The sequence below is a fragment of the Pseudomonas sp. LBUM1643 genome (assembly GCF_059716215.1).
On record NZ_CP166813.1, the window covers coordinates 2,948,304 to 2,968,270 of the forward strand.

Annotated in this window: 16 protein-coding genes; 3 read left to right on the forward strand and 13 right to left on the reverse strand. The window is 59.9% G+C overall.

All coding sequences use genetic code 11. From position 1 onward, the window contains the following. Positions 1-366, reverse strand: coding sequence for a copper homeostasis periplasmic binding protein CopC (gene copC / locus ACA063_RS13350; RefSeq protein WP_497666247.1), 366 nt, complete (start codon positions 364-366; stop codon positions 1-3). A gap of 140 nt (positions 367-506) precedes the next feature. Between copC and ACA063_RS13355 the strand changes: the two genes are divergently transcribed. Continuing rightward, positions 507-1,127: a TetR/AcrR family transcriptional regulator gene (locus ACA063_RS13355; protein WP_194693300.1), complete on the forward strand. Its 621-nt coding sequence runs from the start codon at positions 507-509 to the stop codon at positions 1,125-1,127. 45 nt (positions 1,128-1,172) lie between these two features. Here ACA063_RS13355 and ACA063_RS13360 read toward each other — a convergent pair whose 3' ends face one another. The 4 genes from ACA063_RS13360 to hydA all read right to left on the reverse strand — a co-directional run bounded on the left by ACA063_RS13360 (position 1,173) and on the right by hydA (position 6,732). Next, a complete protein-coding gene (locus ACA063_RS13360) occupies positions 1,173-2,192 on the reverse strand; it encodes an RHS repeat-associated core domain-containing protein (RefSeq protein WP_497666248.1) in 1,020 nt (339 codons plus the stop codon). A gap of 218 nt (positions 2,193-2,410) precedes the next feature. Next, complete coding sequence (preA, locus tag ACA063_RS13365) at positions 2,411-3,685, reverse strand: NAD-dependent dihydropyrimidine dehydrogenase subunit PreA (protein WP_497666249.1); 1,275 nt, start codon at positions 3,683-3,685, stop codon at positions 2,411-2,413. Further along, the gene (locus ACA063_RS13370) at positions 3,686-5,053 is read right to left on the reverse strand and encodes an NAD(P)-dependent oxidoreductase (protein ID WP_497666250.1); all 1,368 of its coding nucleotides are present in this window, start codon (positions 5,051-5,053) and stop codon (positions 3,686-3,688) included. A 239-nt stretch (positions 5,054-5,292) separates the two neighbouring features. Further along, positions 5,293-6,732 carry a dihydropyrimidinase gene (hydA, locus tag ACA063_RS13375; RefSeq protein WP_497666251.1) on the reverse strand — a complete coding sequence of 480 codons (1,440 nt, stop codon included), beginning with the start codon at positions 6,730-6,732 and terminating at the stop codon, positions 5,293-5,295. Positions 6,733-7,283: 551 nt separating this feature from the next. On the opposite strand from hydA, the gene ACA063_RS13380 reads away from it, so the two are divergent. Both ACA063_RS13380 and ACA063_RS13385 read left to right on the forward strand, forming a co-directional pair. Beyond that, positions 7,284-8,768: an NCS1 family nucleobase:cation symporter-1 gene (locus ACA063_RS13380; RefSeq protein ID WP_497666252.1), complete on the forward strand. Its 1,485-nt coding sequence runs from the start codon at positions 7,284-7,286 to the stop codon at positions 8,766-8,768. Positions 8,769-8,898: 130 nt separating this feature from the next. Next, on the forward strand, positions 8,899-10,182 hold the full coding sequence (locus ACA063_RS13385) for a Zn-dependent hydrolase (protein WP_497666253.1): 1,284 nt from the start codon (positions 8,899-8,901) through the stop codon (positions 10,180-10,182). 186 nt (positions 10,183-10,368) lie between these two features. Here ACA063_RS13385 and ACA063_RS13390 read toward each other — a convergent pair whose 3' ends face one another. The 8 genes from ACA063_RS13390 to ACA063_RS13425 all read right to left on the reverse strand — a co-directional run bounded on the left by ACA063_RS13390 (position 10,369) and on the right by ACA063_RS13425 (position 19,960). After that, positions 10,369-11,757, reverse strand: a complete 1,389-nt coding sequence (locus ACA063_RS13390) for an amidohydrolase family protein (RefSeq protein WP_497666254.1) — start codon at positions 11,755-11,757, stop codon at positions 10,369-10,371. A 13-nt stretch (positions 11,758-11,770) separates the two neighbouring features. Further along, positions 11,771-13,126 (reverse strand): nucleobase:cation symporter-2 family protein, encoded by a 1,356-nt coding sequence (locus tag ACA063_RS13395; protein ID WP_497666255.1) that lies wholly within the window; start codon positions 13,124-13,126, stop codon positions 11,771-11,773. Positions 13,127-13,398: 272 nt separating this feature from the next. Then, the gene (locus ACA063_RS13400) at positions 13,399-14,436 is read right to left on the reverse strand and encodes a CobW family GTP-binding protein (RefSeq protein WP_497666256.1); all 1,038 of its coding nucleotides are present in this window, start codon (positions 14,434-14,436) and stop codon (positions 13,399-13,401) included. Positions 14,437-14,509: 73 nt separating this feature from the next. Then, positions 14,510-15,148 (reverse strand): UbiX family flavin prenyltransferase, encoded by a 639-nt coding sequence (locus tag ACA063_RS13405; protein WP_497666257.1) that lies wholly within the window; start codon positions 15,146-15,148, stop codon positions 14,510-14,512. After that, positions 15,145-16,530, reverse strand: coding sequence for a UbiD family decarboxylase (locus tag ACA063_RS13410; RefSeq protein WP_497666258.1), 1,386 nt, complete (start codon positions 16,528-16,530; stop codon positions 15,145-15,147). Before ACA063_RS13410 ends, ACA063_RS13405 begins: the two co-directional genes overlap by 4 nt. A 385-nt stretch (positions 16,531-16,915) precedes the next feature. Next, entirely contained in the window at positions 16,916-17,821 is a 906-nt protein-coding gene (locus tag ACA063_RS13415; protein ID WP_053158646.1) for an amidohydrolase family protein, read from the reverse strand. A 4-nt stretch (positions 17,822-17,825) separates the two neighbouring features. Further along, complete coding sequence (locus ACA063_RS13420; RefSeq protein ID WP_042559644.1) at positions 17,826-18,755, reverse strand: amidohydrolase family protein; 930 nt, start codon at positions 18,753-18,755, stop codon at positions 17,826-17,828. Between the two features lie 314 nt (positions 18,756-19,069). Then, a complete protein-coding gene (locus ACA063_RS13425) occupies positions 19,070-19,960 on the reverse strand; it encodes a LysR substrate-binding domain-containing protein (protein WP_497666259.1) in 891 nt (296 codons plus the stop codon). Positions 19,961-19,967: the final 7 nt, after the last annotated feature.

Genomic DNA, 19,967 nt, shown 5'->3' on the forward strand with positions numbered 1-19,967 from the left:
TTACTGACCCACCTTGAAGCTGTAGGCGCCTTCGCTTTTGTGGGTGTCGACGGACACGGCGTGCCATTCGACTTTATAGGCGCCGGCGGTCAACGGCGCGGCCGGCGTCACGATCAGGGTTTTTTTATCGCTGCCTTCGGTGGTCAGGCTTTTCACCGGCACGTCGGTCCCGTCTTTGCTGAGGGTGACCTTGGTGAAGGTTGCTTCGACACCTTCGGAAAACACCAGGCGCAACTCGGCAGGTGCGCTGACGGTACTGTCGGCAGCGGGCGTCTGGCTTTTCAGATGGGCGTGGGCAAACACCGACGAGGCGGCGAACAGGCTGCCGAGGAGGGCAGCGGTGGTCAGGGCTTTCTTGAGCAGCATCGTGGAATACCTCGTGGGCAGGTTCGAAAAGTTTGTCAGTTTACCTTCCGCAGGCGACCTGTACGAAGTTTCGTTTTCCCCTGTCGCCGCGACGTAGAGCGGATGCTAGTCTTGACCAACGCTGTCGTCAGGGAGCCCTCATGGGCAATCACAAGATTGAGATTCGTCGCAGTAACGTCGAAAAAATTCTGCTGGGGGCCGAAAAGGTCTTCGCCGAAAAAGGCTTCGGCAGCACCGCCATGGCCGACATCGCCGCCGAAGTGCAACTGCCGCGCTCGAACCTGCATTACTACTTCAGCACCAAGACCGAACTCTATAGCGCCGTGCTGTTTGATCTGCTGGAAGTCTGGAAGCAGGACGCCTTGTGCTTTGAAATGTTCGACGATCCGCGCGTGGTGCTGAGCAGCTACATCCGCGCCAAAATGAACCACTCCCGCAGCCGTCCCTACGGCTCCAAAGTCTGGGCCAACGAGATCATCCACGGCGCCCCGACCCTGGGCGAGGCACTGGACGTGAGCCTGTACGACTGGGCCAAAATGAAGGAAGCCAAGATCCGCCAATGGGTCGAAGACAAACGCATCCTGCCGGTGGAGCCCTCAAGCCTGCTGTACATGATCTGGGCCTCGACCCAGCACTACGCCGACTTTGATCATCAGGTGAATATCCTGAATGATCATCAGCCGTTGTCGGACATGCAGTTTGAAAGGGCGGTGCAGACGGTGACGAGTGTGATATTGCGCGGGATTGGATTGGAGCCGTAGCCTTAGCCGTTCGAGATGGGTGTTGGCTGGAAAAGAAGTTAATAGTCAATTAGTAAGCATCGAACTACTGCCGGGCTGTCTGATGTTGGCAACTTTGGTTTTATGATGATCCACGCTGAGTTTTTTGATTTGCGAAATTATGTCTTTGGAATTTCTTGCAAGGCGTTTCTTGTCGGTAGGGGACGCGACTATTGAGTCAGCTCGGTTGGTGGATAGTAAGCGGATTTGCTTCGGAGTGGCGACCGTCTGAAAACCCGGGGTTAATCTAAAGTTATCAAACTCTAACGAGACAGCTCTTGCGTTAGCATCGGCGATCGATAGGAGGGTTCCCGTCTCGAGCTTAGCAGTTTCAGGAATCGGAAAATTGCTCAGCTCTACTAATCCGGAGTCTAGCGTCTTGGCCGTAGGCGTTGTTCCTGATGTTGTTGGCTTAATTTTTCTAATCGTATTCGGGGTTGGTAGAGTAGATCTAAGTGCATCTTTGACTTTTGTCGAGGTCGAAGCAGTGCTTAATTTTGAAAATTCTTTAATTAAGCTTTTTACGTTGCCTGTCGGATCGAAAAAATTAATCGGATCCCCTCCACAATACGCATACGAATTAATCCCCCCTTTACCAAAAGGACTTAACTCATCCAAGCTGTTAAAACGCATCAACACCGGATTGAAAGCCCGTGTGCCCTGTCCCAATGGATAGTGACCGGTGACAGGGTCAGGACACTCCCCATTAAATCCAATCAAGCGACTTAAACCACTTTCTATCGGGTGATGGTCGTAAGCGGTGTAGGCCATTTGCTGCTCGGCGGTCTGCAGCAACGAATGGGCTTGATCTGTCGCCAGCAGCTTGGTTTCGTTGACCCCGGCCATACTCTCTTGCTGTGCCAGCGGTTGAGCTTCATGGCGGATGATTGTTCGTTGTGAATGTTCTTCCTTTTCGGTCACCAGGTAGTCGCCCTGGTAGAACCGTTGAGTGCTTGTCCCCTCTAAAAAGTCTGCGTTCAAGAGACGGTCCAAGCGGTTCAGGGCGTCGTAGTGGTAGCGGCGGAGTATTTTCAAGGACGAGGACATTGGCGAAGATCCATTGCCGGGGGAGTGTTGCTAGATTCGGGTATCCCCAAGACCTTGTCTACTAGCAGAACTGATAGTCAGGGTGGTGGCGTCTGGAAAAGATCGCAGCCTCGTTTCACTCGACAGCTCCTACAGGGGAACGCGTGATCCCGTGTCGGAACTCTGTAGGAGCTGTCGAGTGAAACGAGGCTGCGATCTTTTGATCTTTGATTTACCGATCAAACAGCAACGTGATACGGGTTCCTCGGGTCATGATTCCAGTCCAGAAAAGGCTTGCCGCTGTCCATTGGCACCATCTCGATGCAGTCTTGCACCGGGCAGGTGATCTGGCACAAGTTGCAGCCTACGCACTCGTCGTCGATCACTTCATATTTATGCGTTCCGTCCGCCTGCTTCAGGCTGGCCACCGCCTGATGCGAGGTGTCTTCGCAGGCGATGTGGCAGCGACCGCAGCCGATGCAGGCCTCCTGATCGATCTTCGCGATCACCTGATAGTTGATATCCAGGTACTTCCAGTCCGTGGTGTTGGCCACCGCACGTCCTGAAAAATCCGCCACGCTGGCGTAGCCCTGGCTGTCCATCCAGCGGGACAGTCCGTCTTTCATTTCCTCGACAATCCTGAAGCCGTGCAGCATGGCCGCCGTGCACACTTGAACCGATCCGCTGCCCAAGGCAATGAACTCTGCTGCATCGCGCCACGTGCCAATGCCGCCGATGCCGGAAATCGGCAGGCCCTGTGTCTGCGGGTCACGTGCGATTTCGGCGACCATGTTCAGCGCGATTGGCTTCACCGCCGAACCGCAGTAACCACCGTGGGTGCTTTGGCTGCCGACGACGGGGTTGGCGACCATGCGCTCCAGGTTGACGCTGGTGATCGAGTTGATGGTGTTGATCAACGACACTGCATCGGCACCGCCTCGATGGGCTGCGCGGGCGGCGACGCGGATGTCGGTGATGTTGGGGGTGAGCTTGACGATGACCGGGAGCGAGCAATAGGTCTTGCACCAGCGCGTGACCTGTTCGACATACTCCGGGACCTGGCCGACCGCTGCGCCCATACCGCGTTCGGGCATGCCATGGGGGCAACCGAAGTTCAGTTCGATGCCGTCCGCACCGGTGGCCTCCACCAGCGGCAGGATGAATTTCCACGACTCTTCGACGCAGGGCACCATCAGCGAAACGATCAGCGCGCGGTCCGGCCAGTCCTTTTTGACCTGGGTGATTTCCCGCAGGTTGATTTCCAGTGAGCGGTCGGTAATCAGCTCGATGTTGTTGAACCCCATCACTTCACGGTTGGCACCGAAATGCGCCGAGTAGCGCGAAGACACGTTGACCGCCGCCGGGTCTTCACCCAGGGTTTTCCAGACTACGCCCCCCCAGCCGGCCTCGAAGGCGCGGACCACGTTGTAGGCTTTGTCGGTGGGCGGCGCGGAGGCGAGCCAGAATGGGTTAGGGGATTTGATACCGGCGAAGTTGATCGATAGATCGGCCATTTACGCAGCCTCCACATTGAGCACGAGTTGGGCGTGAATGGCCTCGGCGGCCAGTTTGCCGTGTTGCACGGCTTGTACGGTGAGGTCCTGATCGAGGCTGGTGCAGTCGCCACCGGCGTACACACCGGGGATACTGGTGCGCAGCTGTGCATCGACCTCGATCCGATCGCCCTGACGCTTGAGTTCGCGGGCCAGCGGGTCGCTGAGAGCTGTGCCGTCGAAGGCCTGGCCGATGGCTTTGAAGATCGCATCAGCGGCCAGTTCAAAGGTTTCACCGGTGGTTTGCAGGCGGCCTTCCACCAGCGAGGTACGGGCGAAACGCATGCCGCGCACATTGCCGTTGGCGTCGAGTAATACTTCCTCCGGTTGCGCCCAGGTCAGCAAACGCACCTGATTGGCTTTGGCTATATCCTGCTCATGGCCGGTGGCGCCCATTTCTTCCACACCACGGCGGTACACCAGATTGACGTCACGAGCACCGAGGCGGGCCATTTGCACCGCCATGTCGATGGCGGTGTTGCCGGCGCCGAGGACAATGCAGCGATCCGCCAGCGGCAGTTGGGTCAGGTCGTCGGCCTGACGCAGTTCGCGGATGTAATCCGTGGCGGCGACTAAACCGGGGGCGTCTTCGTGGCTGAGGCCAAGTTGCTTGCTGGCGTTGAGACCCAGGCCGAGGAACACCGCGTCGAATTGCTGGTGCAGTTCGCTGAGGGTCAGGTTCTCGCCGAGTTTCTGACCGTGGCGGATCTCGATGCCGCCGATTTGCAGGAGGAAATCCAGTTCCTTCTGTGCGTAGTCGTCCACCAGTTTGTATTTGGCAATGCCGTATTCATTGAGGCCGCCCGCTTTTTCGCGCGCCTCGAAAATCACCACATCATGGCCGTGCATGGCGCTGCGGTGAGCGCAGGAAAGCCCTGCCGGACCGGCGCCCACCACGGCGATACGTTTGCCCGTGGCGGCGGCGCGTGCGAACGGGTGCTCAGTGAAGTGCGCGTTGTCTACGGCGTAGCGCTGCAGAAGGCCGATCAGCACTGGTGCGCACTCATGGTCGTTGTTGCGCACACAGGCTTGCTGGCAAAGGATTTCCGTGGGGCAAACGCGAGCGCAACTGCCACCGAGGATATTCGCCGAGAGGATTTTGTGCGCGGCGCCCTGAACGTTTTCCGCGTGAATGTTGCGGATGAACGAGGGGATGTCGATCTCGCTCGGGCAGGCATTCACGCACGGGGCGTCGTAGCAATACAGGCAGCGCGACGCTTCGAGGTGCGCCTGGCGGTCGTTGAGCGGCGGCGCAAGATCGGTGAAATGGCCGGCGAGGGCGGCCGCATTTTCATAGGGATGCGGGAGATGGTCGAGGGTCTTGATCACGGTTTTGTGCCTCACGGTTATTGAGGTGCTGCCTCTGATGGGCAGTGTCTGGATCACCTGTTCCCCTGTAGGAGCTGCCGAAGGCTGCGATCTTTTGATTTTGTTTTGTTAAGAATCAAGATCAAAAGATCGCAGCCTGCGGCAGCTCCTACAGGGGAATGCATTTCAATGTGGAGCAAGCAGGGGAATGCATTTCAATGTGGGAGCGAGCCTGCTCGCGATGGCCGAAGGCCTCGATTTCAGCGTTTCACTGCAACTGGCTGATTCAACTCAGCCCGCTTGCTCAGCAAGTCAAACACCGCCGGATACGCCGGCCGTTCGACATACCGTCCGGCACCACGCTCGGCCCGCAAATCACCGTCCGCCCAGACAACCTTGCCCTGGCTCACGGTATGGCTCGGAACCCCGCGCACGGTCTTGCCTTCGAAGATGTTGAAGTCGACCTGCTGGTGATGCGTCGCTGCTGAAATGGTCCGCGTGCCCTGCGGGTCCCACAGCACCAGATCGGCATCGGCGCCAACGCGAATCGCGCCTTTGCGCGGATACAGATTGAAAATTTTCGCGGTGTTGGTCGAGGTCAGGGCCACGAATTGCTGCATCGAAAAGCGCCCGGTATTGACCCCTTCATCCCAGAGTACGGCCATGCGGTCTTCGATGCCGGCGGTGCCGTTGGGGATCTTGCTGAAGTCATCACGGCCAGCGGCTTTCTGCTCGGCGCAGAAGCAGCAATGGTCAGTGGCGGTGGTGTGCAGGTTGCCTGATTGCAGACCATGCCACAGTGCTTCTTGATGGCCGCGCGGACGGAACGGTGGGCTCATGACGTAACCGGCAGCGGTCTGCCAGTCCGGGTGTTGATAGACGCTGTCGTCCAGCAGCAGATGCCCGGCCAACACTTCGCCATAGACTTGTTGCCCTTTGCTGCGGGCGTAGGTGATTTCGTCGAGGGCTTCCTTGGTCGAGACATGCACCAGGTACAGCGGCGTTCCCAAGGTTTCGGCGATGCGGATCGCCCGGCTGGCCGCTTCACCTTCCACCTGCGAAGGTCGCGACAGCGGATGCGCTTCCGGCCCGGTCATGCCCTGGGCCATCAACTTGCGTTGCAGGTGATACACCAGCTCGCCGTTCTCAGCGTGGACGGTCGGTACCGCTCCGAGTTCAAGGCAACGTTCGAAACTCGCCACAAGCGTGTCGTCGGCCGCCATGATCGCGTTTTTGTACGCCATGAAATGCTTGAAGCTGTTGACGCCGTGATGGCTGACCAGCTCGGCCATTTCTTCGCGGACCTGTTCGCTCCACCAGGTAATGGCGACGTGGAAACCGTAATCCGATGCCGATTTTTCCGCCCAGCCGCGCCACTGATGAAAGGCTTCCATCAAGGACTGCTGAGGGTTGGGAATCACAAAGTCGATGATCGATGTGGTGCCCCCCGCAAGACCCGCTGCGGTGCCGCTGAAAAAGTCTTCGCTAGCCACGGTGCCCATGAAGGGCAGCTGCATATGGGTGTGCGGGTCGATGCCGCCAGGCATCAGGTATTGACCGCTGCCGTCGAGCACTTGCGCACCCGCCGGAACATCAAGGTTTTCACCGATGGCTTTAATCACGCCGTCGGCGCAATAGACGTCGGCGCGATAACTTTCATCATGGGTAACAACGGTGGCGCCACGGATCAACAGAGACATTCCGAGTTCCTCGCAGGCAATGACCGACTTGTGCCGGTTCTAAATGTTTTATATGAAGCAGACGCAAACAGGTGTATTCCTGTCATCGCTGTCAGGAATAGAAGCTAGTCTGAGTTGAAGGAATGAGCAAGATTATTTTTTATAAGCTTATGACAGTTTTAACTTATTGAAAAATAATGGATTAAATCGAAAATCACCAAAATGGTACCGTCCCTCACCATTTTGACGCACTTGACAGGTTCAAAAAATAGACGAGATTTCCTATGTGAAATCAGCTGCTTGAGAAGGGTCTATGGTTAATGCGCAACACGCGAAAAAAGTTTGATGCACCAGATTGAGTCCTGACTGTTCGGACAACTTGCCTGGCATTCGGCCTGAGTGAACAGACCTGTTACCGAGGACTCAAGAGTTGTTTGAATAAAACTGATGAACTTCAGTTAGTTACCGTTTTTTTATGGATCTGCCCGATGCGCAAGCGGGGCAATCGGCATGTTTATTGATGTCGCCAGCCCCTGATGAGCAAAAATAATCAAAAGAACAGTGGAGCGGCCATGCAACAGATCAGATCGCAAGTGACCGAGCGCGACGGCTTGTTTGAGCTAGAAGCCGGCAGCGATGTCCTCGACAGTCCCCGTTACAACCACGACATGGCACCGACCAAGGTGCGCGAACGAACCTGGAACAAATGGCACATCACCGCGCTGTGGGTCGGCATGTCTATCTGCGTGCCCACGTACACCCTCGGTGGTGTGCTCACCGCCTATTTCGGATTGAGCGTGGGGGAGGCGCTGCTGGCGATTCTGTTTGCCAACATCATTGTCCTCATACCGCTGACGCTTAACGCGTTCCCCGGCACCAAATACGGCATCCCGTTTCCAGTGTTACTGCGTTCCTCTTTCGGCATCCTCGGCTCCAACGTTCCCTGCCTGATCCGGGCGCTGGTGGCGTGTGGCTGGTTCGGCATCCAGACAATGTTCGGCGGGCTGGCGATCCACCTGTTTCTGGGATCGGTGTTCGAGGGCTGGAAATCCCTCGGTGGCACCGGTGAAGTCATCGGTTTCATGGTTTTTTGGGCGCTGAACCTGTGGGTAGTGATTCGCGGTGCCGAGTCCATCAAATGGCTGGAAACCCTGTCCGCACCGTTGTTGGTACTGGTGGGCGCAGGGCTGCTGGTGTGGGCGATGCCGAACGTGTCGATGACCGAGCTGATGGCGATCCCGGCCAAACGTCCGGAAGGGGCGAGCGTGGTCAGTTACTTCGCCGCCGGGCTGACCGCGATGGTCGGCTTCTGGGCCACGCTGTCGCTGAACATTCCGGACTTCAGCCGCTACGCGAAAAGCCAGAAGGACCAGATCGTCGGGCAGATTATCGGTTTGCCACTGACCATGTTCCTGTTTGCCTCATTGGGTGTGGTGATGACCGCTGCATCGGTAAAGCTGGTGGGTGTCACGGTGTCTGATCCGGTGACCTTGATCGGTCATATCCAGAGCCCGGTCTGGGTTGCGCTGGCCATGGCGCTGATCATCATCGCCACGCTGTCCACCAACACGGCGGCCAACATCGTCTCGCCCACCAACGACTTCCAGAACATCGCGCCGAAGGTGATCAATCGCACCAAGGCAGTCATGCTGACAGGGTTGGTCGGGTTGTTGCTGATGGCGCATGAACTGCTGAAAAAGCTCGGTTTGATTGTGTCTGACGTGAGCCTTGAGACGGTGTATTCCAACTGGCTGCTGGGCTATTCCAGCCTGCTGGGACCGATTGCCGGGATCATGGTGGTCGACTATTTCCTGATCAAGAAACAGCAACTGGACCTGGCAGGTTTGTACCGCGATGACGTGTACCCCGCGTGGAACTGGAACGGCTTTATCGCATTTGGCGTGCCCGTGGTGTTGACGCTGCTGTCGCTGGGCAGTGATGCGTTCAGCTGGTTCTACAGCTATGGCTGGTTCACCGGCTCGGCACTGGGCGGCTTGATTTATTACGGGTTGTGCTCGTTGCGGCCCAGTCCGTCTATTGCGAAATCTGCGGTGTAGGTACAGGCCTCATCGCGAGCAGGCTCACTCCTACAGGTCATACGCGTTTCACTTGTAGGAGTGAGCCTGCTCGCGATGAGGCCCTCCAGCGCATTCGAGAACTATCAGAAGATAAACTGAGGAGATCACCATGAACGCTGCTGTAGACGTTCTGCAGTCCACCCATCAGCACATCGACCGCGACCGCCTGTGGCAGTCGCTCATGGAACTGGCCCGGCTCGGCGCCACGGTCAAGGGCGGCGTCTGTCGCCTGGCGCTGACCGACCTCGACCGCCAGGCCCGGGACATTTTCGTCCGGTGGTGCGAAGAGGCTGGCTGCACCGTCAGCATTGATGCCGTCGGCAATATTTTTGCCCGCCGCCCCGGCCGGAATCCCGATCTTCCCCCGGTGATGACCGGCAGTCACATTGACACCCAGCCCACCGGTGGCAAGTTCGACGGCTGCTTCGGCGTATTGGCCGGCGTCGAAGTGCTGCGCACACTCAACGATCTCGGCGTGGAAACCGAAGCACCGCTGGAAGTGGTGGTCTGGACCAATGAAGAAGGCTCGCGCTTTGCCCCGTGCATGATGGGGTCCGGCGTGTTCGCGGAAAAATTCACCCTTGAAGAAACCCTGGCCAAGGTCGATGCCGAGGGCGTAACGGTCGGCGAAGCGCTTAATGCCATCGGCTACGCCGGCCCGCGCAAGGTCAGCGGGCACGCGGTGGGTGCATATTTTGAAGCGCACATCGAGCAAGGTCCGATCCTTGAAGACGAACGCAAAACTATCGGCGTGGTCATGGGCGCCCTCGGGCAAAAGTGGTTCGACCTGAAATTGCGTGGCGTCGAAGCCCACGCCGGTCCGACCCCGATGCACCTGCGCAAGGATGCTCTGGTCGGCGCATCCATCATCGTCGGCGCCGTCAACCGCGCCGCGCTCGGCCATCAACCTCACGCCTGCGGCACGGTCGGGTGCCTGCAGGCGTATCCCGGCTCGCGCAACGTGATCCCCGGTGAAGTGCGCATGACCCTGGACTTCCGGCATCTGGAGCCGGCCCGTCTGGATTCGATGATTGCCGAAGTCCGCGAGATCATCGAGACCACCTGCGAGCAGCATGGCCTGACCTTCGAACTCACACCGACGGCGGATTTTCCGCCGCTGTACTTCGACCAGGGGTGTGTCGAAGCGGTACGCAATGCGGCCCAAGGGCTGGGCTTGTCGCACATGGATATTGTCAGTGGAGCGGGACACGACGCGATCTTCCTGGCTGAATTGGGGCCGGCGGGAATGATCTTCGTGCCCTGTGAAGGCGGGATCAGCCATAACGAAATAGAAAATGCCGCACCGGATGATCTGGCAGCCGGGTGTGCGGTGTTGTTGCGGGCGATGCTGGCGGCTTCTGCGGCGATTGCGAAAGGGCAACTGGCCGCTTGAAGATCACCGTAACGGGCATCGATTAGCGCGGTACAAAACCCCTGTAGGAGCTGTCGAGTGAAACGAGGCTGCGATCTTTTGATGTTGTTTTTAAAAGCCAAAGTCAAAAGATCGCAGCCTCGTTTCACTCGACAGCTCCTACAGGTCCTGCAGGTCCTACAGGGTGCAGAACAGGGGCACAGTGGATTAGTCGTCGACGTACATCAATTGCTGCACGCCTTCCCAGGCTTCGGCGCGCATGCGCTCGAGGTCCAGGCCCGGGATCACGCCGTCATCCACCACGACTCGTCCACCGACCAGGCTGTAGCGCACGGCAATCGGTTCGCCTGCGACCACGGGTGCGACGGCGATGTCGTGGAAGCCGAAGAAGCGTGGGTGGTCCAGGCCATAGATCACCAGGTCCGCCGCTTGCCCGATCTCCAGCGTGCCCACCGCACCGAGTCCCAGCACCTGCGCGCCGCCGGCCGTGCCCCAGTGGATGACGTCTTCTGCCGTGGTCGCCGAAGCCCCTTGTTCCGCCCGATGAATCAGCCATGCAGTGTTGGCTTCGCCGACCATGCTCCCGGACTCGTTCGACGCCACGCCGTCCACGCCCAGGGAAACGGGCACGCCGGCTTCGACCATCTGTGGGATCGGCGCGATCCCGCTGCCCAACCGCGCATTGCTCACCGGGCAGTGGGAAACACCGGTGCCGGTTTGCGCCAGCATGCGAATTTCGCCGGGCTGCAGGTGCACGGCGTGGGCGAACCAGACGTCGGGGCCGAGCCATTCGTGTTCGGCGACGAATTCCACAGGCAGGCAGTTGTATTTTTCCCGGCAGAAATTCACGTAGTTCTGCGTCTCCGACAGGTGCGTGTGCAACCTCAGGCCGAGGCCTCGTGCAGTGTGCGCCAGTTCCCGCAGCAAGGTCGGTGGCAGCGAAAAAGTCGGCGTGGTGGGGGCTACCACGACCCGGCGCATTGCGTCCGGGATGTCCTGGTGATACGTCGATTTGAGTCGCTCGATGTCGCCGACCATCTGGTCCAGCGTCTCCGGTTGCAGTGCGGTTTTCGAGAACCCCGGGTGGGCGCTGGCGGACTCCAGCGCACCGCCGCGGCACAGGACAAATCGCAGGCCGAATTCGTCGGCCATGTCGAACAGCAGGTCCCCGGTCTCGGTGGTGCCGTGGGCGTGATAGAGGTAATGGTGATCGGCGCAGGTCGTCACCCCCGAGAGCAACAATTCGGCCATGCCCAACCGTGCGGCGATGCGTGACAACTGTGGCGTGAAACGGTTGAGACGCGGGTAGGGCACACTCGCCAACCAGCCTTGCAGGTCTTCGTTCAAGCCTTCAGGCACGGCTTTCAGGAGGTTCTGGAACAGGTGATGGTGAGTGTTGATCCAGCCCGGATACACCAGGCAGTGTCGGGCGTCGATGACGCGCTCGCCGGGTTGCGCCTCCAGTCCGGTGGCCATCTCGGCGATGCGCCCGTTGACCACGCGGATGTCGACGTTGCCGGCCCGGGCACGCGCTCCCCGCAGGCCGGTCATCACCGCCAGCGGGTTTTTGATCAGGATATTTTGCAGTTGAGTCATGGGGCTTCTCCAGTCAAAGGCTGTGGGAGGCGGGTTTGGTGGCGGCGCTGTCAGGAACGCTGACGCCGTTGAGCGAGGCGTTGAGCAGCACCGACACCAGGCAGGCGATCACGACACTGCTGTGCAGGAACGGCTGGCTCCACTCAGGAAGTTGCTTGAACAAGGCCGGGGCCAGCACCGGCACCAGGGCGGCAGCGATGGTGAAACCGACAATCAGCACGTTGTAGCGATTGCGTTCGTAGTCGACCTTGGCCAGGGTCTGGATACCGGCTGCGGCGACCACACCAAACATTGCGATCCCGGCGCCGCCGAGAGCCGCGGTCGGCATTGAAGCGATGATCGCCCCGGCCTTTGGCACCAGCGCCACGGAACACATCAGCAACCCGCTGATCGCCACCACCCAGCGACTGCGCACGCCGGTAAGAATCACCAGGCCGACGTTTTCCATGAAGGCAATGAACGGGAACGCCGCGAACATGCCGGCGATGGTGCTCGCCAGGCCGTTGGCGCGCAGGCCGTTGATCACCTGTTTGTCTTCCACGGGTTTATCGACGATGTCGCCGATCGCGACGAACAACCCCATGGATTCGACCATCTGCACGATCATCACCACCACCATGGTGGCGATCGGGATCAGGCTGAAGGTCGGCAGGCCGAAGTAGAAGGGGTAGGGCACGGTGAGCCAGGGTGATTCCTGCACGCTGCTGAAACTGCCCATGCCCAGTCCATAGGCCAGCGCGGCCCCCACCAGCATGCCCACCAGCACCGCCATGTTGCGCAGCATCGGGCTGCCATAGCGGTTGACCAGCAGAATGGTCAGCAACACCACGGCGGCCACGGCAAGGTACGCCGGTGCGCCGAAATCGCTGGCATGGCGCCCGCCGCCGACCCACTCATAGGCAATCGGAAACAGCTGCAAGCCGATTACGGTGACGATGCACCCGGTGACCACCGGCGGAAAGTACCGCCGCAATCGCCCCACGAAAGGCGCGACCAGCATGGTGAAAATCCCCGCGCCGATCACCGCTCCGCAGACCCCGGCAAATCCCACCTCCGGGTTGCTGCCGATGGCGATGACCGGGCCAACGCTGCTGAACGCAACGCCCTGAAGGATCGGCAGGCGCACGCCGAATTTCCAGAAACCTACGGTTTGCAACAAGGTGGCGATGCCCGAACAAAACAGCGTGGTGCTGATCAAGACCACGGTGTCCGCCTGGGACATTTTCAAGGCGCTGGCGACGATCAACGGCACGGCGATGGCGCCGATGTACGAGACGGCCATGTGTTGCAGGCCGAGGGTGAGCATTTGTCGGATCGGCAGAACCTGGTCTACCGGATGGAGGGGGGTTGTTGTGTTGGCTGACGACATGGAGAAACACCTCTTGCTGTTTTTATGCTGTAGAGAGGGGTATTCGTTCTGATGCCCGGCAATCAAAAAACACGGCAGATGATGCGTACCCTGTGGCGAGGGAGCTTGCTCCCGCTGGACTGCGCAGCAGGCCCTTCCTTTATGGGGCCTCTTCGAGGCCCAGCGGGAGCAAGCTCCCTCGCCACAGGGTGAGTGCCACGTTTGATTGATCAGCACCGATCATTCGTACTCATGTGCCCGGACCCGCCATCCACCGGCTCCGATGCCTTTGTTCAGCCTGCCAGGCAGGCGGCAAAGCCCTGGTTCAACGCCGCGCGGTCCAGGTCGCGGCCGATGAATACAATTTTGCTGGAGCGCGGTTCGGTGCCCCACGAGGTCGATGCGCGGAACTCGACCAGGCTGTGCACCCCTTGCAGTACATAGCGCTGATCCTGATCCTTGACCGCCAGCACACCTTTCATGCGGTAGAGATTGTCGGCCTGCTCGGTGCGCAGTTCGCTGATCCAGCGGTGGAACGCGCCGAGGTTCACGGCTCCGTCGACGGCGATCCCGACCGACGAAACACTCGGGTCGTGGTCATGATCCAGATCGTGATGATGTTCTTCGGCGTGGTGGTCATGCTCCGAGCCGATTTCCATGAGTTTTTGCGTGGATTCGAAGGCGCCGATGCCGAGGATTTTCGTCAGGTCGATCTCGGCGTAGCTGGAGGTCACCAGCTCCGCCGTCGCGTTCAAACCCCGGATTTTTTCACTCAGCGCAGCCACTTCGGCGGCGCTGACCAGATCGACTTTGTTGATGACGATCCGGTCGGCGCAAACGATCTGGTCCACGGCCTGGTTGTCCACGCCATCGAGCTTCAAGTCTTCCAGGTGTTGGGCGATGTGTTTGGCATCGACCATGGTCACAATCGCATCCAGCTCCACTTCATCGGCAATCGGGTCGTTGATGAAGAAGCTTTGCGCCACCGGGTACGGATCGGCCAGACCGCTGGTTTCGATCAGGATATGGTCCAGCCGCACAGGCCGCGCCACCAACTCGCGGACGATACGCACCAGGTCCTCGCGCACCTCGGCGGTACAGCACACGCAGCCGTTGACCATCTCGTAGATTTCTTCGGTTTCGGAGCTGAGCACCAGGTCGCCGTCGATGCCGACTTCGCCGAATTCGTTCTCGATTACGGCAATTTTTCGGCCGTGGTTTTCCTTGAGGATGTAGTTGAGCAGGGTGGTTTTACCGGCGCCGAGAAAGCCGGTGAGGATGGTCACGGGGATCTTGGTGTTGGGGGTTGGGGCGTTGAAGGGGGTGTTCATGTAGAGCTCCTTACCTGTGTTTTGCCGAAATGCGATCAATTGTGGGAGCTAGCCTGCTGGCGATGGCGGTGGGTCATTCAGCGACGATGGCGACTGATTTACCGCCATCGCCAGCAGGCTGGCTCCCACAGGGGATTTGTGTGACTGATGGATCTCGCCAGCGCAGTGCGGTGCCGGCGTCGAGGCCAAACAGGTCGAGAACACGGCCAAGGCTGTGATCGACCATTTGTGCAAGGTTTTGCGGGCGGGCGTAAAAGGCCGGAACAGGCGGGGCGATGATCCCGCCCATCTCGGTAACGGCGGTCATGTTGCGCAGGTGCGCGAGGGTCAGCGGGGTTTCCCGGGCCATCAGCACCAGGGTGCGACGTTCCTTCAGCGTCACGTCGGCAGCGCGGCCGATCAGGCCCGATGACGTGCCGGTGGCAATTTCCGCCAGGGTGCGCATCGAGCACGGCGCCACGACCATGCCCAGGCAGCGGAATGAACCGCTGGCAATCCCGGCCGCGACATCGTCAGCACGGTGGTAATGACTCGCCAGGGCGGTGACGTCCGCCAGTTTGTAGTCGGTTTCATGGGCCATGGTCAGCAGTGCGGCGCGGCTGATGATCAAGTGGCTCTCGACATTCAACTCCGCCAACAACTCCAGCAGGCGCACACCGTAAATGAACCCGGACGCGCCACTGATGCCGACGACGATGCGCTGGCGATTCATGATGGGTAGCTCGCGAGCAGGTTGCGTGCGCGTTCAACCACGTCCTGATCCAGTTGTGCCTTTATTCCGTCGAACCCGGAACCGCGGGTGGCATCCAGGCCCATGCGCGAGGTGGTGCCGTTGACCGAGGATGAGGGGTCCAGCGGGCTGCCGGGCAAACCGTCGATGACGAAGATGTCCTGGTGGGGCTGGAAGTGTGTGGCCAGCGCCCACAGCACCTGACTGTCGTCGGTAATGTCGATGTCGCTGTCCACCGCGATCACGGTTTTCAGGTACGGGTCCCACCCCAGCAACGCCAGCATGATCTGCCGGGCCTCGCCGTCACGGCTCTGGTCCAGTGCGACATAGCAATGGAAGTGGGTGCCGGAATTGGGGTAGTGCACGGCGGTGACTGCGGGGAAGCGCGCCTTGAGTTTTTCGCTCATCTCCGCTTCCCGGGGCAGCCGCGCAAGGGTCAGGTGTTCGGCGTAACGGCCGCCCACCACGTCCACCAGCCAGGCATCCTTACGCCGCATCAGGGTGTCGACGCGCAGCACGTTGTTGGTCGAGCGGTCAGAAGAATAGCCGCTGAATTCCCCGAACGGACCTTCTTCGGCGTAGGCCGCAGGATCGATGGCGCCTTCCAGTACGAACTCTGCGTAGGCCGGTACACCAATGCCGTAACGCGGGGTCTTGACCAGTTCCAGCGGTGCGCCAAACAGGCCGCCAGCGACCGCGCGCTCATCGCTGCCAAACGGCAACCGCGCAGCAGCGGCCAGCATGAACAGGGGATGGGCGCCGACGACCATGGCAACGCGTAACTCCTCGCCGCGTTCCCGGGCGGTTTGCAGCATGCGCCAAAGGTGGCCCCGGGAATGCAGGCTGGTGGCGAGGGCCTGACGGGCGTGGCGCATCGAGCGGTGGTAGCTCATGTTGGCAATGCCGCTGACCGGGTCTTCGGCAATGATGATGGCGTTGGTGATGTACGGACCGCGGTCGCTGTCGAAGTGCTTGAGCATCGGCAGCAGCGCCAGGTCCACCGCTTCGCCCTCGAAGATTTCGTCCAGTACCGGGCCGGTTTCAACGTAGCGCGGCGGGATCGGATGGTTGGCGCGGGCCTGGAAGGTTTCGTGCAATTGCGCCGGATTCACGCCGAAGAGACGGGCGATGCGGGTCCGGGAGGCGAACAGGTTGGTGGCGACCGGAACGCCGAGGGTGCTGACGTTTTCGCAGATCAGCAGCGGATCGCGGCCCTGTGCGGCCAGGGCATCGACCAGGGCGGTGACATCCTGATCGGCAGAAAGCGTTTCAGAAATGGTCAGCACATCGTCCGGATACTGCCGGCGATAGGCGTCGATGAATGCGTGAAAGTCCTGGGTATCGCCGAGCGTAGAGAGGGTCATGCTTTCACCTCGTAAAAAGCAGGCGCGCAGGGTTGAGGGCGACGCTCGATCGACAAGCCGTTGGCCCGCCGGTCGATCGAACGCCGATTCATCTTCGCGCCTGTAAAGTCGCTGTGTTGTTGCACTGTTGCCTGGGAGGCTGTGGACCTGTGGACCTGTGGACCTGTGGACCTATGGATCTATGGATCTATGGACCTGTGGGCCTTTGTGGCGAGGGGATTTATCCCCGTTCGGCTGCGAAGCAGTCGTAATACCGGTAAACGCGGTCGACCTGATACAACGCGTTTGCTGGTTTTAGGGACGCTTCGCGACCCAACGGGGATAAATCCCCTCGCCACAGGATTTCCTCATACCCAATCCTTCATCGACCAGGGTTATGAGTTAACTAAAGGTAAGTCGTGGTCAGTCGGATGTCCGCCTCGATCAGGTCCTTGGGTGGCGGCGTTGGTTCGATGCCGCACAACCGGGCGATGTTGTTGCCCAGGTAATCCTCGAGGTGATCTTCATCGATGCCCAAACCCTGTGGCGCTGGCGAGCACAGCACCTCCAGTTCACGCAGCCACATCCCCGGTTCGTTCGGCGGTGAGTCGGTGCCGAAAACGATCTTGTTGCGTGGCAGGTCCTTGGCGAATTCGACGATTCGCGACTGGAAGCACCAGCCGGATTCGCAGTACACGTTCGGCGTGTCCATGGCCATCCAGAACGCTTCGAACGAATAGTTGCCACCGGTCTGGATACCGAAGTGACCGATGATGAAGTTGACCATCGGGAACTCGCGGATGATCGGATAGAACATCGTCGGAATGGTGTACGGGCCGTCACCGGTGTGGATCAGCACCACGATGTTGTACTTGGCGCAGACTTTCATCGCCGGGCGCAGCCAGTCCAGGGCGCGGTCCGGGCGGTAGCCGTGCATGTTGGCGTGCAGCTTGAGCATCTTGAAGCCGTATTCCTTGATGTGGAATTCCAGCTCCGCCGCACCGTTTTCCGGTCCCCAGCGCGGGTTGAAGTTGAAGTTACCGATGAAGCGGTCCGGGTATTTCACGCACAGTTCGGCGACGTAGGACATGTAGTCACGCACGCCCTCGCGGCCCCGGCGGTTGCCGTCGCGATAACCGGTGTTGCCCGGTGGCGGCTGGATGAAGCCCATGTCGATGCGCCGGGGTTTGCCGTTGATCATGTACGGGCCGTCCATCAGCTTGAGCATGCGCTCGCCGGTGAAGGGTTCGCCGGTGTGGCGCCAGGCCTCGTCGACCAGGTTGGTGGGGTGCAGATGGGTGTCGATAATCATCGGTTCAGCTCCTGGCCAGTTGAGTGGTGACGGGGCGCTTGAGCTGCGCCTCTGCTTCGGAAACGGAACGTGGCGGCGGGGTCGGTTCGAGGCCAATCATCCGGGCGGTGTTGTTGCCCAGATACTCCTCGAGGGTGTCTTCGTCGAGGTTCAAACCCTGTGGCGGCTCGTGGCAGAGCACTTCCAGCAGACGCAACCACATGCCCGGTTCGTTCGGCGGGGTATCGGTGCCAAAGAGGATCTTGTGGGTGGGCAGGACCTTGGCAAACTCGACGATCCGCGATTGCAGGCACCAGCCCGATTCGCAGTAGACGTTGGGCAGCTCCATCGCCCATTGCATCGGTTCGAAGACGTAGACGCCACCGGTCTGCACGCCGAAGTGGGCCATGATGAAATCGACGTTGGGGAACTCCTTGATCATCGGCACCCATTCCGACGGGATGCTGTAGGGCCCGTCACCGGTGTGCAGCTTGACCGGGATCCCCAGCTCGGCACATTTCTCGAAGCACGGACGGACCCAGTCCAGCGCCCGGTCAGGACGGTAGGCATGCATGTTGGCCTGCATCTGAACCATCTTGAAACCGTGTTCCTTGACGTAGCGCTCGATGGCTTCGACGCCGTTCTCGACGCCGCAACGCGGGTTGTAGACAAAACAGCCGATGAAGCGGTCCGGGTAGGTCTGGACCATTTTCAGGGTGTAGGCCATGTAGGCGTCGATGGACTCGCGACCGGTGAGGTCACCGTCGGTCCAGGTGTAAATGGTGTTGCCCTGTGGCGGCTGGATGAAGGCTTTGTCGATGCGGCGAGGTTTGCCGTTGACCATGTACGGGCCATCCATCATCTCCAGCAGACGCTCGCCGGTGAACGGGTCACCGTCATGCCTCCAGGCGAGGTCCACCAGGTCGGTGGGATAGCAGCTGATATCGATGATCATTGAAGTCGATCTCCTGATAGCGGGGAAGGGAACCTTGCGGTTCACAGCAGTCGCATCCCGGGCAATCGGCCATTTCTATGCGCAATGACTCACGCATTCCCTCGCCTGGTCGCATCCGGCTCGGGACGCTGGCTGCTTGGGGAGGAGTATTGGAAGGGGGGTAGGGGTTCGTACAATATTAATTGGGCGAGGGGTTGATATGTGTTCGATATGGGGCAGGGTTTTGTGGTGGTTTTGCCGGCCCTATCGCGAGCAGGCTCACTCCTACAGGGAAATGCATTCCAACTGTAGGAGCGAGCCTGCTCGCGATGGCGTCACACCAGTGTTCGCTGAGCCAACTGTTTGATCGCCTCAACCACCGGCGCCACCCGCTCTCCATGCCCGAGCGGCCACACCGCATACAGGTTGTAATGCGCCGGAATTTGCGCCTCGTTCAGCGCCACCAGTCGCCCGCTGCGCAGTGCATCCGCCGCCAGTAATCCCCGAACCAGACCCGCACCGACGCCAGCCTCGGCCGCCGCAATCAGGTTTGCCGCATTATCGAAAACCACTCGTGCCGCCGGTTCGGTCGGGGTCATTCCGGCGGCGTCCAGCCATGGAATCCATGACCTGCGTGTGTACCCCAGCAGTGGCAATTGCAGGATCTGGGCCGGCGTGATCGGAACTTGCACACCATGCCGCTCAAGCAGTGCCGGCGAGGCCACGGCACTGACGCTGTCGCCACAGATCTGCGTCATCTCGCAGTCCTCCCAATCGCCATACCCGTAGCGCAACGCCAGGTCCACCCGTTCGAACGAGCTGCGATCCGAGCGCGGCATCGACAGCAGCACCACCTCGTGGTCGGGCAAGAGTCCCAGCAGCTGCGGCAGGCGCGGATTGAGCCAGCTCTGGGCCAGTTCGCTGTCGACATCCAGGGTCAGCCGTTGCGCCACGCTGCGGTTTTTCACCGAGGACAGTGCCCGGTCGATCTGTGCCAGTCCATCGGACAACACGCTGGCGAACAGTTGGCCGGCGTCGGTCAGGTTGCTGCCGCCGCCTTCGCGCACGAACAGGGGCTGGCCGATGAAGTCTTCCAGGGAGCGGATTTGCTGGCTGATGGCGCTGTGGGTCAGGTCGAGTTTGCGCGCGGCGCTGGAGAAACTGCCGCTGCGGGCGGCCTGAATGAATGCACTCATGGACTGCACCGACGGGTATCGCTTGTACATGCTGTTA

Bases quoted from the DNA above. Each gene is read 5' to 3' on its own strand.
- copC (WP_497666247.1), bottom strand. From the start codon at position 366: ATGCTGCTCAAGAAAGCCCTGACCACCGCTGCCCTCCTCGGCAGCCTG.
- ACA063_RS13355 (WP_194693300.1), top strand. From the start codon at position 507: ATGGGCAATCACAAGATTGAGATTCGTCGCAGTAACGTCGAAAAAATT.
- ACA063_RS13360 (WP_497666248.1), bottom strand. From the start codon at position 2,192: ATGTCCTCGTCCTTGAAAATACTCCGCCGCTACCACTACGACGCCCTG.
- preA (WP_497666249.1), bottom strand. From the start codon at position 3,685: ATGGCCGATCTATCGATCAACTTCGCCGGTATCAAATCCCCTAACCCA.
- hydA (WP_497666251.1), bottom strand. From the start codon at position 6,732: ATGTCTCTGTTGATCCGTGGCGCCACCGTTGTTACCCATGATGAAAGT.
- ACA063_RS13380 (WP_497666252.1), top strand. From the start codon at position 7,284: ATGCAACAGATCAGATCGCAAGTGACCGAGCGCGACGGCTTGTTTGAG.
- ACA063_RS13385 (WP_497666253.1), top strand. From the start codon at position 8,899: ATGAACGCTGCTGTAGACGTTCTGCAGTCCACCCATCAGCACATCGAC.
- ACA063_RS13390 (WP_497666254.1), bottom strand. From the start codon at position 11,757: ATGACTCAACTGCAAAATATCCTGATCAAAAACCCGCTGGCGGTGATG.
- ACA063_RS13395 (WP_497666255.1), bottom strand. From the start codon at position 13,126: ATGTCGTCAGCCAACACAACAACCCCCCTCCATCCGGTAGACCAGGTT.
- ACA063_RS13400 (WP_497666256.1), bottom strand. From the start codon at position 14,436: ATGAACACCCCCTTCAACGCCCCAACCCCCAACACCAAGATCCCCGTG.
- ACA063_RS13405 (WP_497666257.1), bottom strand. From the start codon at position 15,148: ATGAATCGCCAGCGCATCGTCGTCGGCATCAGTGGCGCGTCCGGGTTC.
- ACA063_RS13410 (WP_497666258.1), bottom strand. From the start codon at position 16,530: ATGACCCTCTCTACGCTCGGCGATACCCAGGACTTTCACGCATTCATC.
- ACA063_RS13415 (WP_053158646.1), bottom strand. From the start codon at position 17,821: ATGATTATCGACACCCATCTGCACCCCACCAACCTGGTCGACGAGGCC.
- ACA063_RS13420 (WP_042559644.1), bottom strand. From the start codon at position 18,755: ATGATCATCGATATCAGCTGCTATCCCACCGACCTGGTGGACCTCGCC.
- ACA063_RS13425 (WP_497666259.1), bottom strand. From the start codon at position 19,960: ATGTACAAGCGATACCCGTCGGTGCAGTCCATGAGTGCATTCATTCAG.